The organism is Variovorax paradoxus (assembly GCF_029919115.1).
Taxonomy (GTDB): Bacteria; Pseudomonadota; Gammaproteobacteria; order Burkholderiales; family Burkholderiaceae_C; genus Variovorax; species Variovorax paradoxus_O.
On record NZ_CP123990.1, the window covers coordinates 2,060,062 to 2,073,189 of the forward strand.

Consider the following 13,128-nt stretch of genomic DNA (forward strand, 5'->3'; position numbering starts at 1 on the left):
CATGAGCGCCCCTTCCAAAGTCATTCGCCGCGCGCAGGCCGGTACCACCGAATCGCCCTGGGTGCGCTGGCTGCTGATCGGCATTGCGCTTGCGTTCATGTTCCTGTTTCTGGTGCTGCCGCTGGCGGCTGTGGCAACCGAGGCGCTGCGCAAGGGCCTTGGCGCCTACCTCGAAGCGCTGAAGGAACCCGACGCGTGGAGTGCGATTCGCCTCACGCTGATCACGGCCGCCATTTCGGTGCCGCTGAACCTGGTGTTCGGCGTTGCCGCAGCGTGGGCCATTGCCAAGTTCGAATTCCGCGGCAAGGCTTTTCTGACCACCCTGGTCGACCTGCCGTTTGCCGTTTCGCCGGTGGTGGCAGGCCTGATCTACGTGCTGGTGTTCGGGGCGCAGGGCTGGCTGGGCCCATGGCTTGCGGAGCACGACATCAAGATCATCTTTGCTGTGCCCGGCATCGTTCTGGCGACAGTGTTCGTGACCTTTCCGTTCATTGCGCGCGAGCTCGTGCCGCTGATGCAGGCGCAAGGCACCGACGAAGAGCAGGCGGCCATCGTGCTGGGCGCGACCGGCTGGCAGACCTTCTGGCGTGTGACCTTGCCCAACATCAAGTGGGGCCTGCTGTACGGGGTGATTCTTTGCAGCGCGCGCGCCATGGGCGAGTTTGGCGCGGTGTCGGTCGTGTCGGGCCACATCCGCGGACAGACCAACACGATGCCGCTGCATGTGGAAGTGCTCTACAACGAGTACCAGTCGGTGGCGGCGTTTGCGGTGGCCTCGCTGCTGGCCATCCTTGCGCTGGTCACGCTGGTGATCAAGTCGGTCATCGAATGGCGCCACGAACGTGAAATGAAGGCCATTGCCGAGCTGCCGCCGGAACGTCCGCCCGAGCCCACGGCGGCCTGAGAGAGAAAGAACAAGATCATGAGCATCGAAATCCGCAACATCAGCAAGCAGTTCGGCGACTTCCGCGCATTGAACAACGTCAACCTCGACGTCGAATCAGGCGAGCTTGTCGCGCTGCTCGGCCCATCGGGCTGCGGCAAGACCACGCTGCTGCGCATCATCGCGGGGCTGGAAACGGCCGACACCGGCAGCATTCTCTTTTCGGGCGAAGACACCACTGACGTGCATGTGCGCGAGCGGCAGGTGGGCTTCGTGTTTCAGCACTACGCGCTGTTCCGCCACATGACGGTGTTCGAGAACGTGGCTTTCGGCCTGCGTGTGAAGCCGCGCAAGGAGCGCCCGAGCGACGCGCAGATCAAGCAGAAGGTGACCGATCTGCTCAAGCTGGTTCAGCTCGACTGGCTGGCCGACCGCTATCCCTCGCAGCTCTCGGGCGGCCAGCGGCAGCGCATTGCATTGGCGCGCGCATTGGCGGTCGAACCCAAGGTGCTGCTGCTCGACGAACCCTTCGGCGCGCTCGACGCCAAGGTGCGCAAGGAACTGCGCCGCTGGCTGCGCCGGCTGCACGACGAGTTGCATGTCACCTCGATCTTTGTCACGCACGACCAGGAAGAAGCGCTCGAAGTGGCTGACCGCGTGGTGGTCATCAACAAGGGCCGCATCGAGCAGGTCGGTTCGCCGCAAGAGGTGTGGGACCAGCCCGCGAGTCCCTTCGTCTACGGCTTTCTGGGCGACGTGAACCTGTTCCATGGCCGGGCCGACAACGGCGCGGTGCAGCTGGACGGCATGCGCCTGGACTCGCCCGAGCACAGCGGTGCGCGCGATGCCAAGGCCATGGCCTATGTGCGCCCGCATGACCTCACCGTGGAGCGCTACACCGCCGGTGCCACCGGCATCGTGGCCACCTTGTCGCGCGCCATCGTGGTCGGCCCGATCGCGCGGCTGGAACTTGAGCCCACCGAAACGAATCCAGATAATCCGGGCTCCGGAACCATCATCGAGGCGCAAATCCCTGCGCAACAGTTCCGTGAACTGGGCTTGAACGAGGGCGACACAGTGGTTGCCACGCCGCGCAAGGCCCGGGTGTTCGTAGAAGAAGATTGGGTTTCCCCTTGATCGATTGGTATTTTGGCGCGCCGCGCCGTGCGTATGGGCTGATTTGCCTGGCCTGCGTTCTCATGCTGGCCTTCGGGCTCTACCTGCAGCACGTGGTGGGCCTGGAGCCTTGCCCGATGTGCATCGTGCAGCGGTATGCGCTGGTGTTGGTGGCGCTCTTCACCGGGCTGGCCGCCGTGTTCCGCAGCCGCGGCCTGCAGGTAACCGGCGGCGTCCTGGCGTTGGTGTCGGCTGTTGGCGGCGCCTATACGGCCGCCGCGCAGAGCTGGCTGCAGTGGTATCCGCCCGAGGTCGTCTCGTGCGGCCGCGACCTGTACGGAATGATCGAGACCTTTCCGCTCAAGCGGGCGCTGCCGATGATCTTTCGTGGTGGCGGCGATTGCTCGAAGGTCGACTGGTCGCTCTTCGGCCTGACGCTGGCGAACTGGTCGTTCGTCGCCTTCTTCGTTCTTGCGGTTTTGCTGCTGGTGCTGATCTTCCGCAGGCGCCCGGCGGCGCGCTGAGCCCGGCAGTTACAGCGGCAGGGTGTCGAAAGCCGCGTAGGCGGTGGCCAGCCAGGACTTCACGCGCTGGCGCTCCAGCAAGCCCAGCGCGTGAGGGCCTTCCCGGTCGTTCACGGCCTTCCAGAAGCTGGTGTTCTGCGCATCGATCTTGCGCATGCTCGCCTCGTGCAGGCGCGGCAGGGTGATCACGCGGGCGCCGTTCGCGGTGGCCTTGGAGAGCGACTGCGACGCGAGCAGCATGCCAAAGTCGCTGCCGCGGCCGTAGTTCTGCACCACGATGTAGTTGGGCCGGTTGCCGAAGGTGTCGATCAGCGTGCCGAGCAGGTCGGTGGAGTCCTTGCCGTCGTCCAGCACATGCCAGAAGTTGACGGCCACGCCCAGTTCGACGAACACGTCGAACAGATCCGACTCCTTGATCCAGCGCGACAGCGGCGCGAGCGTCTGGGCGGCCAGGTCGACGATGACGCTTTGCTGCGGATTGGTTTCGAAACCGTTCACCACGGTGTCGAGCCCCTCGAAGCTGTCGACCACGATGGGCGATGCAAAGCCTTCGTAGAAGCGGGTGAACGAGCTGTGCGAGCGGTCGGTGTCGAAGCCCGTGAAAGGCCGGCTGTGGTCGATGAAGTACTGCGCCAGCACGCGCGCGGTAACCGACTTGCCGACACCGCCTTTTTCGCCGCCGATGAAATTGATGGAGCTCATGAGTTGCTGCTGCCTCGCATGGGTTGAGGAGTGAAGGGCCGAATCATTCTAGGGGCGCGTTTTCTTTTCTTTTTCTCATTTGCCGCGCTTGGCCATGCCTTGCAGCAAGGGATGTGCCTGCAAGCGCTGCTGCAGCCGCTTTTTCCATGGTGCAGGCAGCGTCGATGCGTCGATCATCGCGGGCCACTGGCTGCGCGCGAGCCTTGCCGTGTCTGCAATGACGCGTCGGACCAACGGTTCGTGCAAGCCGGTTGAGAAGCAGAAGGCGCGCACATTGGCGGGCGTGAACAGGGCCGTGCGCTTGGGCGTGGCGCCTCCCCCCGCAGGCAGAAGCGGCAAGGCATGGCCGTCGACGCCCTGGAGTGCGGCATAGGCCACGATGTCGTAGGCCGGAGCCAGCCGCGGTGCAACGCCGTCGGGATAGATCACGCCGAAGTTCTTCAGGTGCGCGTCGGGGTTGCCGAGCAGGTCGTTCACCGCCAAGCGCCGCACAAGTTCGAGCACGGCTTCTTCGCCCATCGAAGGAAAGGCGCGCATGGCGAGCGCCATGTCGAGGTAGCTGCCGCTGTACTTGTGCATCGGGTCGACGGCAAGTACTTGCGCAAAATCTTCGAAATGAATGCGGCGTGCGCCTTCGCGGTCGAAGCGCGTGACGGCAAGAAAATCCGGCTCGTCGGGCAGCGCATAACTGTGCTCGGCCGCAATGGCGGAGAGCGGTGCCAGTTCGGCATGGCACACCTCGACGCCGGCCGCGCCTGCCAACTGAAGCGAGAGCATTTCGAGCTGCGGCATGTGCGGCCGGCCGGCCATGGGCAGCTTGGCGATCACGCGCGTGCTGGCCCCGGCGCGCGTGCGGGCCACGTAGCGCCCGCCTTGTCGGCGCAGGCCGAGCTTGGGTTGCACGCCCGACACCGAAATGCCTTGCGGCATAGGCAGCTCGACCACGGACATTTCGAGCGCGTCCTGGTCTTGCGTGATGAGCCGTTGCAGCGTGCCCCGGTCGACCGAAACCGGCCGGGCGCTCACTGCGCCGGGAAGGTCGCCGCCGCAAGCTGCGAGGAGTTCGAAATGGTCGTTCTCGCGGCAGCCGCGCAACTGCGCGATATGGCTTCGCAGAACGCCTTCGGGCAAGAGGTTCTGGAAAAACCGAGGAAGCTGGCCGCCCTGTGCATTGAAGAGTGGGTTCTTCACGTCGCTCCACAGGGCCGACTGCGTGGCCGGGTCGCTCGCCACCATCGAAAGCGACAGCACCTCGGCCGGCGGAGCGGCCACCAGTTCGGGCTCCGCTACAAAGCGGCACAGGTCGGCGTATTGAAAGAGCTTGCCGAAGCGCCGCGAGCCCAGCGAGATTTCGAGGATCTTGACGTTCATGACGAACGGCGCCGCTTGTTGGCGTACGGCGGCGGAGAGGGGGCCTGCGCAATGGCATGGCCCACGCGGGTGGCGACCGGGCGGTAGCCGTCATCGGTGGCCGTGCTCTCGCCGAAGCCCTTGGGTGCAAGCTGCAGTTCCAGGCCGATGGCGTCGACCAATGCCAGCAGCGACGACAGCTGGGGATTGCCCTTGAGGCTCAACGCGTTTCGCACCGAGCGCTCGGTCAGGCCGGAGCGTTCCGCGATTTCTGCGTTGGAGAGACCCGCGGCATCGCGGCGGGAGGTGAGAGCAGCAATGAGTTCCTGTTTGATCACGGAAACATATTACCGCAAACCGCTATTTGGGAAATATATTTCCTGGATGTGTCTATTGCCTTATCTGGGAATCAGGGTGAAGAAGGGCATGACGACACCCATGATCCAGTTCTGCCCGAAGTCGAGCGCGGCGCGGCGGTATTTTTCGTCGGCCTGCGCGGCCAGCAGGTCGAGCCGGGCCACCACCTTCGACAGCTCACGGTCGGCCACAAGGTTGCGGCCTCGCTCGCTGATTTCGGTGGCCAGCAGCAAAGGCTGGCCGTCCGGGCCAGTCTTGGAGGAGATAAGCCACAGCGATATTTCGAAGTTGCGCGCGGCGCGGTAGCTGTTTTCGGCATTGACGCCGTCCAGCATGGTCTGGTCCCAGGTGTCGCCGTTGGCCTGCTTGAGCATCGAAGCCCAGCCGACGACCAACGCCGCAACGCGGTCGCTCTGGTAACCCTGGGGGCTGGTGTCGAACGCCAGGCGGATGGCGTCGATGCCGGTGGCGCCGCGCAGCTCGGGCAGGGCGGGGCCCGCCAACACCGCGTCCCAGGCGCGTTGGGCAGCCGCTTCGACGCTTGCCGCCGACTTGCGCCATTCGCGCGGATTGCGCCGGTACAGCGTGGTTTGCACGCGCCGGATCGATTGCAGGTTGTCCCGAAGGGAAAGGTTGGCAATGCGGTTGGCGCTGGATTGCAACCATTCCTGGTTGGCATAAGGTTCGGCGCGCTCGGTGGAACGGGTGGCCGCGCAACCGCCAACGCCCAGCAGCGCAGCCGCGCCGGCAAGCAGGTAACCGCGGCGCGCGGTGAAGGGTGAAACCAGAGAATCGCTCATGCCCTGACGTTATCATCCACAGCTGGGGCGGCGGCCTGCTTCAAGCGGCAGGCCCGTGCAATTTTCCTTACAAATCAATACCTTGGCGCTATGCCAAGGCAGGCCGACAAGTCGTGCGTCTCAATTCCATCAAGCTTTCAGGCTTCAAGTCGTTCGCCGAACCGACCAACTTCCTGCTGCCAGGCCAACTGGTCGGCGTTGTCGGACCCAACGGTTGCGGCAAGTCGAACATCATGGATGCGGTGCGCTGGGTGCTGGGCGAGTCGCGCGCGTCGGAGCTGCGCGGCGAGTCGATGCAGGACGTGATCTTCAACGGCACGACCACGCGCAAGCAGGCCAGCCGCTCGAGCGTGGAACTGGTGTTCGACAACGCCGACCACCGCGCCGGCGGCCAATGGAACCAGTTCGGCGAAATTGCCGTGCGGCGCGTGCTCACGCGCGACGGCACCAGCAGCTACTACATCAACAACCAGCCGGTGCGCCGGCGCGACGTGCAGGACGTGTTCCTGGGCACCGGCCTCGGCCCGCGCGCCTACGCCATCATCGGGCAGGGCACGATCAGCCGGATCATCGAATCCAAGCCCGAGGAACTGCGCCTGTTCCTGGAAGAAGCGGCAGGTGTTTCCAAGTACAAGGAACGCCGGCGCGAAACCGAGAACCGCCTGGGCGACACGCGCGAGAACCTCACGCGCGTCGAAGACATTCTTCGCGAACTGAACGCGAACCTTGAAAAGCTGGAGAAGCAGGCCGAGGTGGCCGCGCGCTACAACACGCTGCAGGGCGAAGCCACCAAGAAGCAGCACCAGCTGTGGTTCCTCAAGCGCAGCGAAAGCGACGCCGACCAGGCCAAGATCAAGGCCGACTCCGAAAAGGCGATCAACGACCTGGAGTCGCGCACGGCCGACCTGCGCCGCATCGAATCCGAGCTCGAAACCGTGCGCCAGGCGCACTACGCGGCCGGTGACCAGGTCAACCAGGCCCAGGGCAAGCTCTACGAAGCCAGCGCGGAAGTGGGCCGCCTCGAGGGCGAGATCCGCTTCGTGGTCGAAGGCCGCCAGCGCGTGGAGCAGCGGCTCGTTCAGCTGCGCGAGCAAATGGGTCAATGGGGCCGCCGCCGCGAAGAGGCCGAGGCCGAGATCGAAACCCTGGCCGGCCAGGGCGTGGATGCCGAAGAGCAAGCCGTCATGCTGGCCGCGCAGCTCGAAGAGCACGACGCCCGCATGCCCGAATTGGAAGAGGCGCAGCAACGCGCCCAGGATGAGGCCAATGCGCAGCGGGCCGCCGTGGTGCAGATCCAGCAGCAGATCCAGGTGCTGGCCGCCGACCAGCGCAACATCGAGGACCAGAGCAGGCAGCTCACGCAGCGCGGCGAACGCCTGCGCGCCGACCAGAACGCGCTGGCTGCGCCCGACGAAGCCCGCCTGCAGTCCATGCAGGAAGAGCACGCCGCCGCTCAAGAAGCCGCAAGCGAATCCGAAGCCCGCTTGCATGAACTGCAAGAATCCGTGCCGCAGCTCGACGACGACCGCCGGGTGAAGCAGCAGGCCGTCAATACCGAGAGCGCTCGGCATGCCGAGCTCTCGGCAAGGCTCGAAGCGCTGCGCGCGCTGCAAGAAAAGGTCAAGACCGACGGCAAGCTTGCGCCTTGGCTCGCCAAGCACGGGCTCGAAGGCATGCAAGGCCTGTGGAGCCGCATTCACATAGAGCAGGGTTGGGAAAACGCGCTTGAAGCGGCGCTGCGCGAGCGCCTGGGTGCGCTCGAAGTCAGCCGGCTCGACATGGTGCGCGCGTTCGGCAACGATGCGCCGCCCGCCAAGCTGGCGTTCTACAGCCCGCCCGATGCCGGCATGCCGCAAGCCACGGCCGCGCTACCGCGCCTGTCGAGCCTGCTGCGCCTGAACGATGCAGGCCTGCAAGCCCTGCTGACCGATTGGCTCCACGGCTGCTACACGGCCCAGAGTTTCGAAGAAGCCCTTGCGCAACGCGGCACGCTGCAGCCAGGCGAAGTCATTTACGTGCAGACCGGCCATGCCGTGTTCTCGCACAGCGTGAACTTCTACGCCCCCGATTCCGAGCAGGCCGGCCTGCTGGCGCGCCAGCAGGAAATGGAAAACCTCGAGCGCCAGCTGCGTGCGCAAACGCTCATCAGCGAAGAAGCACGCACCGCGCTGGTCCGCGCCGAAGCCGCCTACGCCGATGCCGCACAGCGCCTTGTCACGGCGCGCCGTGAAGCGGCCGAGACGCAATCGCGTGCACACGAACTGCAGGTCGAAACGCTGCGCATGACGCAGCTTGCCGAGCAGACGCGAGCGCGCAGCGAGCAACTCGCAGCCGACCTCGCAGAGGTCGATGCGCAGCTCGAGGAGCTGCAGGAAAAGCGCATGGCCGCCGAAGGCCGCTTCGAAGAGCTCGACATGCAGCTGGCCGATAGCCAGGAGCGCCATGCGCAACTCGACGAGCGCGTGATCGAGGCCGGCCGTGCACTCGCCGCGAGCCGTGAGCAGCACCGCAGCCTGGAGCGGCAGGCGCAAGAAGCGACTTTCTCGCAGCGCACGCTCGAAGCCCGCCGCGGCGAGCTGAGCCGGGCCATCGAAACCGCATCGCAGCAAGTGGTTGCCCTTACCGACGAAGACGAGCGCGCCAGGACCGAACTTGGCCGCTTGTCCGATGCGGCAGCCCAAGCCGGTCTGCAGGACGCGCTGGCGCTCAAGCTCGAGCGCGAAGCCGCTCTGGGCGCAGCACGCAGCCAGTACGACGACCTCACGCTGAAGCTGCGTGCCAGCGACGAACGCCGGCTGCAGCTGGAGCGGGAACTCGATCCGTTGCGTCAGCGCATTACCGAATTCCAGCTCAAGGAACAGGCCGCGCGCCTGGGCGTCGAGCAGTACCAGCAACTCCTCGACGACGCGGGTGCCGACCTCGAAGCCGTTGCCCAGTCGATCGAAACCGACAAGGTGCGCCTCACCGGCCTGCAAAGCGAAATCGACCGCCTGAACCGCGAAGTGGTCGCGTTGGGCGCGGTCAATCTGGCCGCGCTGGACGAACTTGCGATTGCCAGCGAGCGCAAGACCTTCCTCGATGCGCAGTCGGCCGACCTGAACGAAGCCATTGGCACCCTCGAAGACGCCATCCGCAAGATCGACGGCGAAACGCGCGAGCTTCTTGGCGGCACCTTCAAGATCGTCAACGAACACTTCAGCCGCATGTTCCCCGAGCTCTTCGGCGGCGGAAACGCAAGGCTGATGATGACGGGCGACGAAATCCTGGATTCGGGCGTGCAGGTGATGGCGCAGCCTCCCGGCAAGAAGAACCAGACCATCCACTTGCTCTCGGGCGGCGAAAAGGCGCTCACGGCCATTGCGCTCGTGTTTGCCATCTTCCAGCTCAACCCCGCGCCTTTCTGTCTGCTCGACGAGGTGGACGCTCCGCTGGACGACGCGAACACCGAACGCTATGCCAAACTCGTGACCGCCATGAGCCGCGAAACCCAGTTCCTCTTCATCAGCCACAACAAGATCGCCATGGAAATGGCCGAGCAGCTGATCGGTGTCACCATGCAGGAACAGGGCGTGTCGCGCATCGTTGCGGTCGATATGGAATCGGCGGTCTCGATGGTCGAAGCTGCTTAAGCCGAGCAGCGCACATGAGCAATCTCACTCTCGCCCTGGCCATCCTCGGCGGCCTCGTTCTCGCGGCCGTCGTGGCCTACAACACCGTCACCTCGCGCCGCAATGCGCCCCGCCAGCCCGATGCGGCCAGAGACGAGTTTTCTGACGCGGACCGCTCGCCGCAGCCCGCGGCCGACGGGGTGGAGCCGACGCTGCACACCGATCCGCACCAGATGCCGCCAGGACAGGAGCGGCACGAGCCCTTGTTCGATCCCGATCTGCCTGCGCCCGGTGCCAACCCGCTGCCTGCCGCCGAGCGGCGCGGCGGACTCGATCCGCTCATCGACGTGATCGCGCCTGTGTCGCTGGACGGACTTGCGTCGGGCGATGCGGCCATCGCGGCCATGCCACCCACCCGCCGTGCGGGCAGCAAGCCGGTTGCCATCGAAGGACTGAACGAGCACACCGGCCAATGGGAGCCGCCCGTGGCGGGCCAGCGCTACAGCGCGTTCCAGGTCGGCGTGCAACTGGCAAACCGCACGGGTGCGCTCAACGAAATCGAATATTCCGAATTCGTGGTGAAGGCGCAGGCCTTTGCCGACGCGGTCAATGGCGCGCTCGAATTTCCCGAAATGCTCGACGAAGTGGCGCGCGCACGCGAGCTCGATCAGTTTGCCAGCGCGCACGACGCACAACTGGGCTTTGTGCTGCGCGCGCTGCACGCGGCCTGGAGCCCCGGCTATGTGCAGCAGAACGCAGCCCGTTTGGGTTTTGTGGCGGGCATCATTCCCGGCCGCATGGTGCTGCCGACCAGCGAAGTCGGGCTGCCGCCGATCCTCGGGCTTTCGTTCGACACTCAGGCCGCGCTGGCCGATGACCCGGCGCAGTCGGCCATCCGCGAGCTCAGCCTGAGCCTGGACGTACCGCAGGTCGACCGCGCCGAGCAGCCGTTTCGCCGCATGCGCGAAGCCGCTGCCACGCTCGCGCGCGAGATGGACGGCGTGGTGACCGACAGCGACGGACAGTTGCTGCGCGATGAAACCATGGACGTGATCGGCGCCGACCTCGAGCAGCTCTACGACACGCTCGAATCGCGCGACCTGGCCGCCGGTTCGCCTTTGGCTCGGCGCCTCTTCAGCTGATCCGACCTCTTCGGGAGACATTCATGACAACGCGCGACGAAGCGGCACGCGAAGCCGCCGCACTGAGCGAACTGCTCCACAAGCACGCCCACCTTTATTACGTGCTCGACGCGCCTGAGCTGCCCGACGCGGAATACGACAAGCTCTTCCAGCGGCTTCAGGCCATCGAAGCTGAGTTCCCTGATCTGAGAACGCCCGATTCCCCCACGCAGCGCGTCGGCGGCAAGGTGCTCGAAGGCTTTGTGAAGGTGCGCCACAAGGTGCCGATGCTTTCGATTCGCACCGAAACAGACATCTCTCCGGGCGGTGCGAGCGCCTTCGATGCGCGCGTGCGCAAGGAGCTGGGCCTGGCTGAAGACGGGCCTCAGGTCGAATACGTGTGCGAGCTCAAGTTCGATGGCCTGGCCATGAACCTGCGCTACGAGAACGGCGTTCTGGTGCAGGCCGCAACGCGCGGCGACGGCGAGGTCGGCGAAGAGGTAACCCAGAACATTCGCACGGTGCGCGATATTCCGCTGCGGCTCAACGGCAACGCGCCGCCCGTGGTCGAGGTGCGCGGCGAGGTCTACATGAAGCGCGCCGACTTCGATGCGCTCAATGAGCGCCAGCGGGAGAAGATTGCAGCCGGGCAGAAGAACGAAAAGGTGTTCGTCAACCCTCGCAATGCAGCGGCCGGCGCAGTGCGCCAGCTCGACCCGGCCATTGCTGCGGCGCGCCCGCTGAGTTTTTTTGCCTATGGCCTCGGCGAGGTCACGCCGGCCAGCGAAGGCGGCCCGGATTTTCCGACCCAATTCGATTGGCTGCAGCAGTTCCACGCCTGGGGATTCCCCGTGGCCAAGCAGACTGCGCGTGCCAAGGGTGCCATCGAGCTCATTGCGTTCCACGAGAACATCGGGCGCCAGCGCGATGCCTTGCCCTACGACATCGACGGTGTGGTCTACAAGGTCGACAGCCTGGAACTGCAACGGCAGCTCGGCTTCGTTTCGCGCGAGCCGCGCTGGGCCGTGGCGCACAAGTATCCCGCGCAGGAACAAATCACCGAGGTGCTCGGCATCGAGGTGCAGGTGGGGCGCACCGGCAAACTCACGCCGGTGGCCAAGCTCGCGCCGGTCTTCGTCGGCGGCGTGACCGTGACCAACGCCACGCTGCACAACGAGGACGAGGCACGCCGCAAGGACGTGCGGGTGGGCGACCAGGTCATCGTGCGCCGCGCGGGCGACGTGATTCCCGAAGTGGTCGGCGTGGTGCCCGAGAGCCTGGCCAAGCCGGAAGGCGAGCGCGGCCCGCTGTTCACCATGCCGCGCCAGTGCCCCGTGTGCGGATCGGAAGCGCTGCGCGAAGAAGGCGAGGTCGACTACCGCTGCACGGGCGGCCTGTTCTGCGCCGCCCAGCGCAAGGAAGCCATCCTGCACTTTGCGGCGCGCCGTGCGGTCGATGTCGATGGACTCGGCGACAAGCTGGTCGAGCAATTGGTCGATGCCAATCTCATCCGCACCTTGCCTGACCTGTACAGGCTGGGCTTCACCACCCTGGCGGGCCTGGACCGCATGGCCGAGAAATCGGCCAAGAACCTTGTCGATGCGCTGGAAGCCTCGAAGAAAACGACGTTGCCGCGCTTCCTGTTCGGGCTGGGTATCCGGCATGTGGGCGAGAGCACCGCGAAAGACCTGGCCAAGCATTTCGGCAAGCTGGACGCCATCATGGACGCGACCGAAGAACAGCTGCTCGAAGTCAACGACGTGGGTCCCGTGGTGGCGCAAAGCCTGCGCACGTTCTTCGACCAGCCGCATAACCGCGAAGTGGTCGAGCAGTTGCGCGCCTGCGGCCTGAGCTGGGAAGAGGGCGAACCCGCCGCCCGCGCGCCCAAGCCGCTGGCGGGACTGACCTTCGTGATTACCGGCACCCTTCCTACGCTCAGCAGGGACGAAGCAAAGGACAAACTGGAAGCGGCCGGTGCCAAGGTGGCCGGCTCCGTCAGCAAGAAGACAAACTACCTGGTTGCCGGCGAAGAGGCCGGGAGCAAGCTCGACAAGGCCCGTGAACTCGGCGTGGACGTGATCGATGAGGCGGGTATGCTGGAGATACTCGCCAACGGCGTGCCGGGCTGAAAGCTGTGGAGGCGAGGCCTGTTTACCGCTGGTTACGCGGCTTCACACCCGAGCAGTCAACAGGGGCTACAAGCTGGCGTTGAAGACAAAAGGCTGACAAGGAGTCCCTTATGCAGAAAATTCGTGTTCTCGGTACCTGTGTCGCCATTGGCGGCTTCGCGCTGCTTGGCGGTTGCGTTGCCGTTCCCGGCGATCCCTACTACAACGGGGGCTACTCGCAGCCGTATTACGACAACCCGGTGGTCGTTCAGCCGGCGCCTGTCTACATCGAGGGCGGCGCCTACTACGAAGGCCGCCGTCCCTACTATGGCGGGCGGCCTTATTACGGCGACCGTCCCTACTACGGCCGTCCAGGCTACCCGGCGGTGCGTCCAAGCTATCCGGTGGCACCTGCGCGGCCGGGCTGGGGTGGCGGGCGCCCGGGGCCCAGTGTGCAGCCAGGCGTGGCGCCAGACCAGACGCCGCGTGGCCGTGCACGGCTCTACACCTCGCCCGACTCCAAGACCCAGACCCCTCCCTGATCGCGGCGCGGGCGGGT

At 65.5% G+C, this 13,128-nt stretch carries 11 protein-coding genes; 7 read left to right on the top strand and 4 right to left on the bottom strand.

What is annotated here, in order from left to right; genetic code table 11:
• Position 1: 1 nt before the first annotated feature.
• From cysW to QHG62_RS10120, 3 genes are read left to right on the top strand one after another with little or no spacing between them, the layout of a single operon-like run.
• Positions 2 to 904 (top strand): sulfate ABC transporter permease subunit CysW, encoded by a 903-nt coding sequence (cysW, locus tag QHG62_RS10110; RefSeq protein ID WP_281150733.1) that lies wholly within the window; start codon positions 2 to 4, stop codon positions 902 to 904.
• Between the two features lie 18 nt (positions 905 to 922).
• Positions 923 to 2,020 carry a sulfate/molybdate ABC transporter ATP-binding protein gene (locus tag QHG62_RS10115; RefSeq protein ID WP_126746404.1) on the top strand — a complete coding sequence of 366 codons (1,098 nt, stop codon included), beginning with the start codon at positions 923 to 925 and terminating at the stop codon, positions 2,018 to 2,020.
• Complete coding sequence (locus QHG62_RS10120) at positions 2,017 to 2,523, top strand: disulfide bond formation protein B (RefSeq protein ID WP_281150734.1); 507 nt, start codon at positions 2,017 to 2,019, stop codon at positions 2,521 to 2,523. Before QHG62_RS10115 ends, QHG62_RS10120 begins: the two co-directional genes overlap by 4 nt.
• A gap of 9 nt (positions 2,524 to 2,532) precedes the next feature.
• Here the strand turns inward: QHG62_RS10120 and QHG62_RS10125 are convergent, their stop codons facing one another.
• The 4 genes from QHG62_RS10125 to QHG62_RS10140 all read right to left on the bottom strand — a co-directional run bounded on the left by QHG62_RS10125 (position 2,533) and on the right by QHG62_RS10140 (position 5,732).
• Positions 2,533 to 3,225 carry a mobilization protein gene (locus tag QHG62_RS10125; RefSeq protein WP_126746403.1) on the bottom strand — a complete coding sequence of 231 codons (693 nt, stop codon included), beginning with the start codon at positions 3,223 to 3,225 and terminating at the stop codon, positions 2,533 to 2,535.
• A 75-nt stretch (positions 3,226 to 3,300) separates the two neighbouring features.
• Complete coding sequence (locus QHG62_RS10130; RefSeq protein WP_281150735.1) at positions 3,301 to 4,596, bottom strand: type II toxin-antitoxin system HipA family toxin; 1,296 nt, start codon at positions 4,594 to 4,596, stop codon at positions 3,301 to 3,303.
• Positions 4,593 to 4,913, bottom strand: a complete 321-nt coding sequence (locus QHG62_RS10135) for a helix-turn-helix domain-containing protein (RefSeq protein WP_281150736.1) — start codon at positions 4,911 to 4,913, stop codon at positions 4,593 to 4,595. The genes QHG62_RS10130 and QHG62_RS10135 overlap by 4 nt, the downstream gene beginning before the upstream one ends.
• A 60-nt stretch (positions 4,914 to 4,973) precedes the next feature.
• The gene (locus tag QHG62_RS10140) at positions 4,974 to 5,732 is read right to left on the bottom strand and encodes a hypothetical protein (RefSeq protein ID WP_281150737.1); all 759 of its coding nucleotides are present in this window, start codon (positions 5,730 to 5,732) and stop codon (positions 4,974 to 4,976) included.
• 113 nt (positions 5,733 to 5,845) lie between these two features.
• Here QHG62_RS10140 and smc point away from each other — a divergent pair, with 113 nt between their 5' ends.
• The 4 genes from smc (at position 5,846) to QHG62_RS10160 (ending at position 13,111) form a co-directional block, all read left to right on the top strand.
• Positions 5,846 to 9,361, top strand: a complete 3,516-nt coding sequence (smc, locus tag QHG62_RS10145; RefSeq protein ID WP_281150738.1) for a chromosome segregation protein SMC — start codon at positions 5,846 to 5,848, stop codon at positions 9,359 to 9,361.
• A gap of 14 nt (positions 9,362 to 9,375) precedes the next feature.
• Entirely contained in the window at positions 9,376 to 10,482 is a 1,107-nt protein-coding gene (locus QHG62_RS10150) for a cell division protein ZipA C-terminal FtsZ-binding domain-containing protein (protein ID WP_281150739.1), read from the top strand.
• A gap of 23 nt (positions 10,483 to 10,505) precedes the next feature.
• Entirely contained in the window at positions 10,506 to 12,590 is a 2,085-nt protein-coding gene (gene ligA / locus QHG62_RS10155) for an NAD-dependent DNA ligase LigA (RefSeq protein ID WP_281150740.1), read from the top strand.
• 110 nt (positions 12,591 to 12,700) lie between these two features.
• A complete protein-coding gene (locus QHG62_RS10160; RefSeq protein ID WP_281150741.1) occupies positions 12,701 to 13,111 on the top strand; it encodes a hypothetical protein in 411 nt (136 codons plus the stop codon).
• The last annotated feature ends 17 nt before the right edge of the window (positions 13,112 to 13,128 follow it).

Excerpts from the sequence above, each read along its gene's own strand:
- ligA (WP_281150740.1), top strand. The coding sequence starts at position 10,506 with ATGACAACGCGCGACGAAGCGGCACGCGAAGCCGCCGCACTGAGCGAA.
- QHG62_RS10150 (WP_281150739.1), top strand. The coding sequence starts at position 9,376 with ATGAGCAATCTCACTCTCGCCCTGGCCATCCTCGGCGGCCTCGTTCTC.
- cysW (WP_281150733.1), top strand. The coding sequence starts at position 2 with ATGAGCGCCCCTTCCAAAGTCATTCGCCGCGCGCAGGCCGGTACCACC.
- QHG62_RS10140 (WP_281150737.1), bottom strand. The coding sequence starts at position 5,732 with ATGAGCGATTCTCTGGTTTCACCCTTCACCGCGCGCCGCGGTTACCTG.
- QHG62_RS10160 (WP_281150741.1), top strand. The coding sequence starts at position 12,701 with ATGCAGAAAATTCGTGTTCTCGGTACCTGTGTCGCCATTGGCGGCTTC.
- QHG62_RS10130 (WP_281150735.1), bottom strand. The coding sequence starts at position 4,596 with ATGAACGTCAAGATCCTCGAAATCTCGCTGGGCTCGCGGCGCTTCGGC.
- QHG62_RS10125 (WP_126746403.1), bottom strand. The coding sequence starts at position 3,225 with ATGAGCTCCATCAATTTCATCGGCGGCGAAAAAGGCGGTGTCGGCAAG.
- QHG62_RS10115 (WP_126746404.1), top strand. The coding sequence starts at position 923 with ATGAGCATCGAAATCCGCAACATCAGCAAGCAGTTCGGCGACTTCCGC.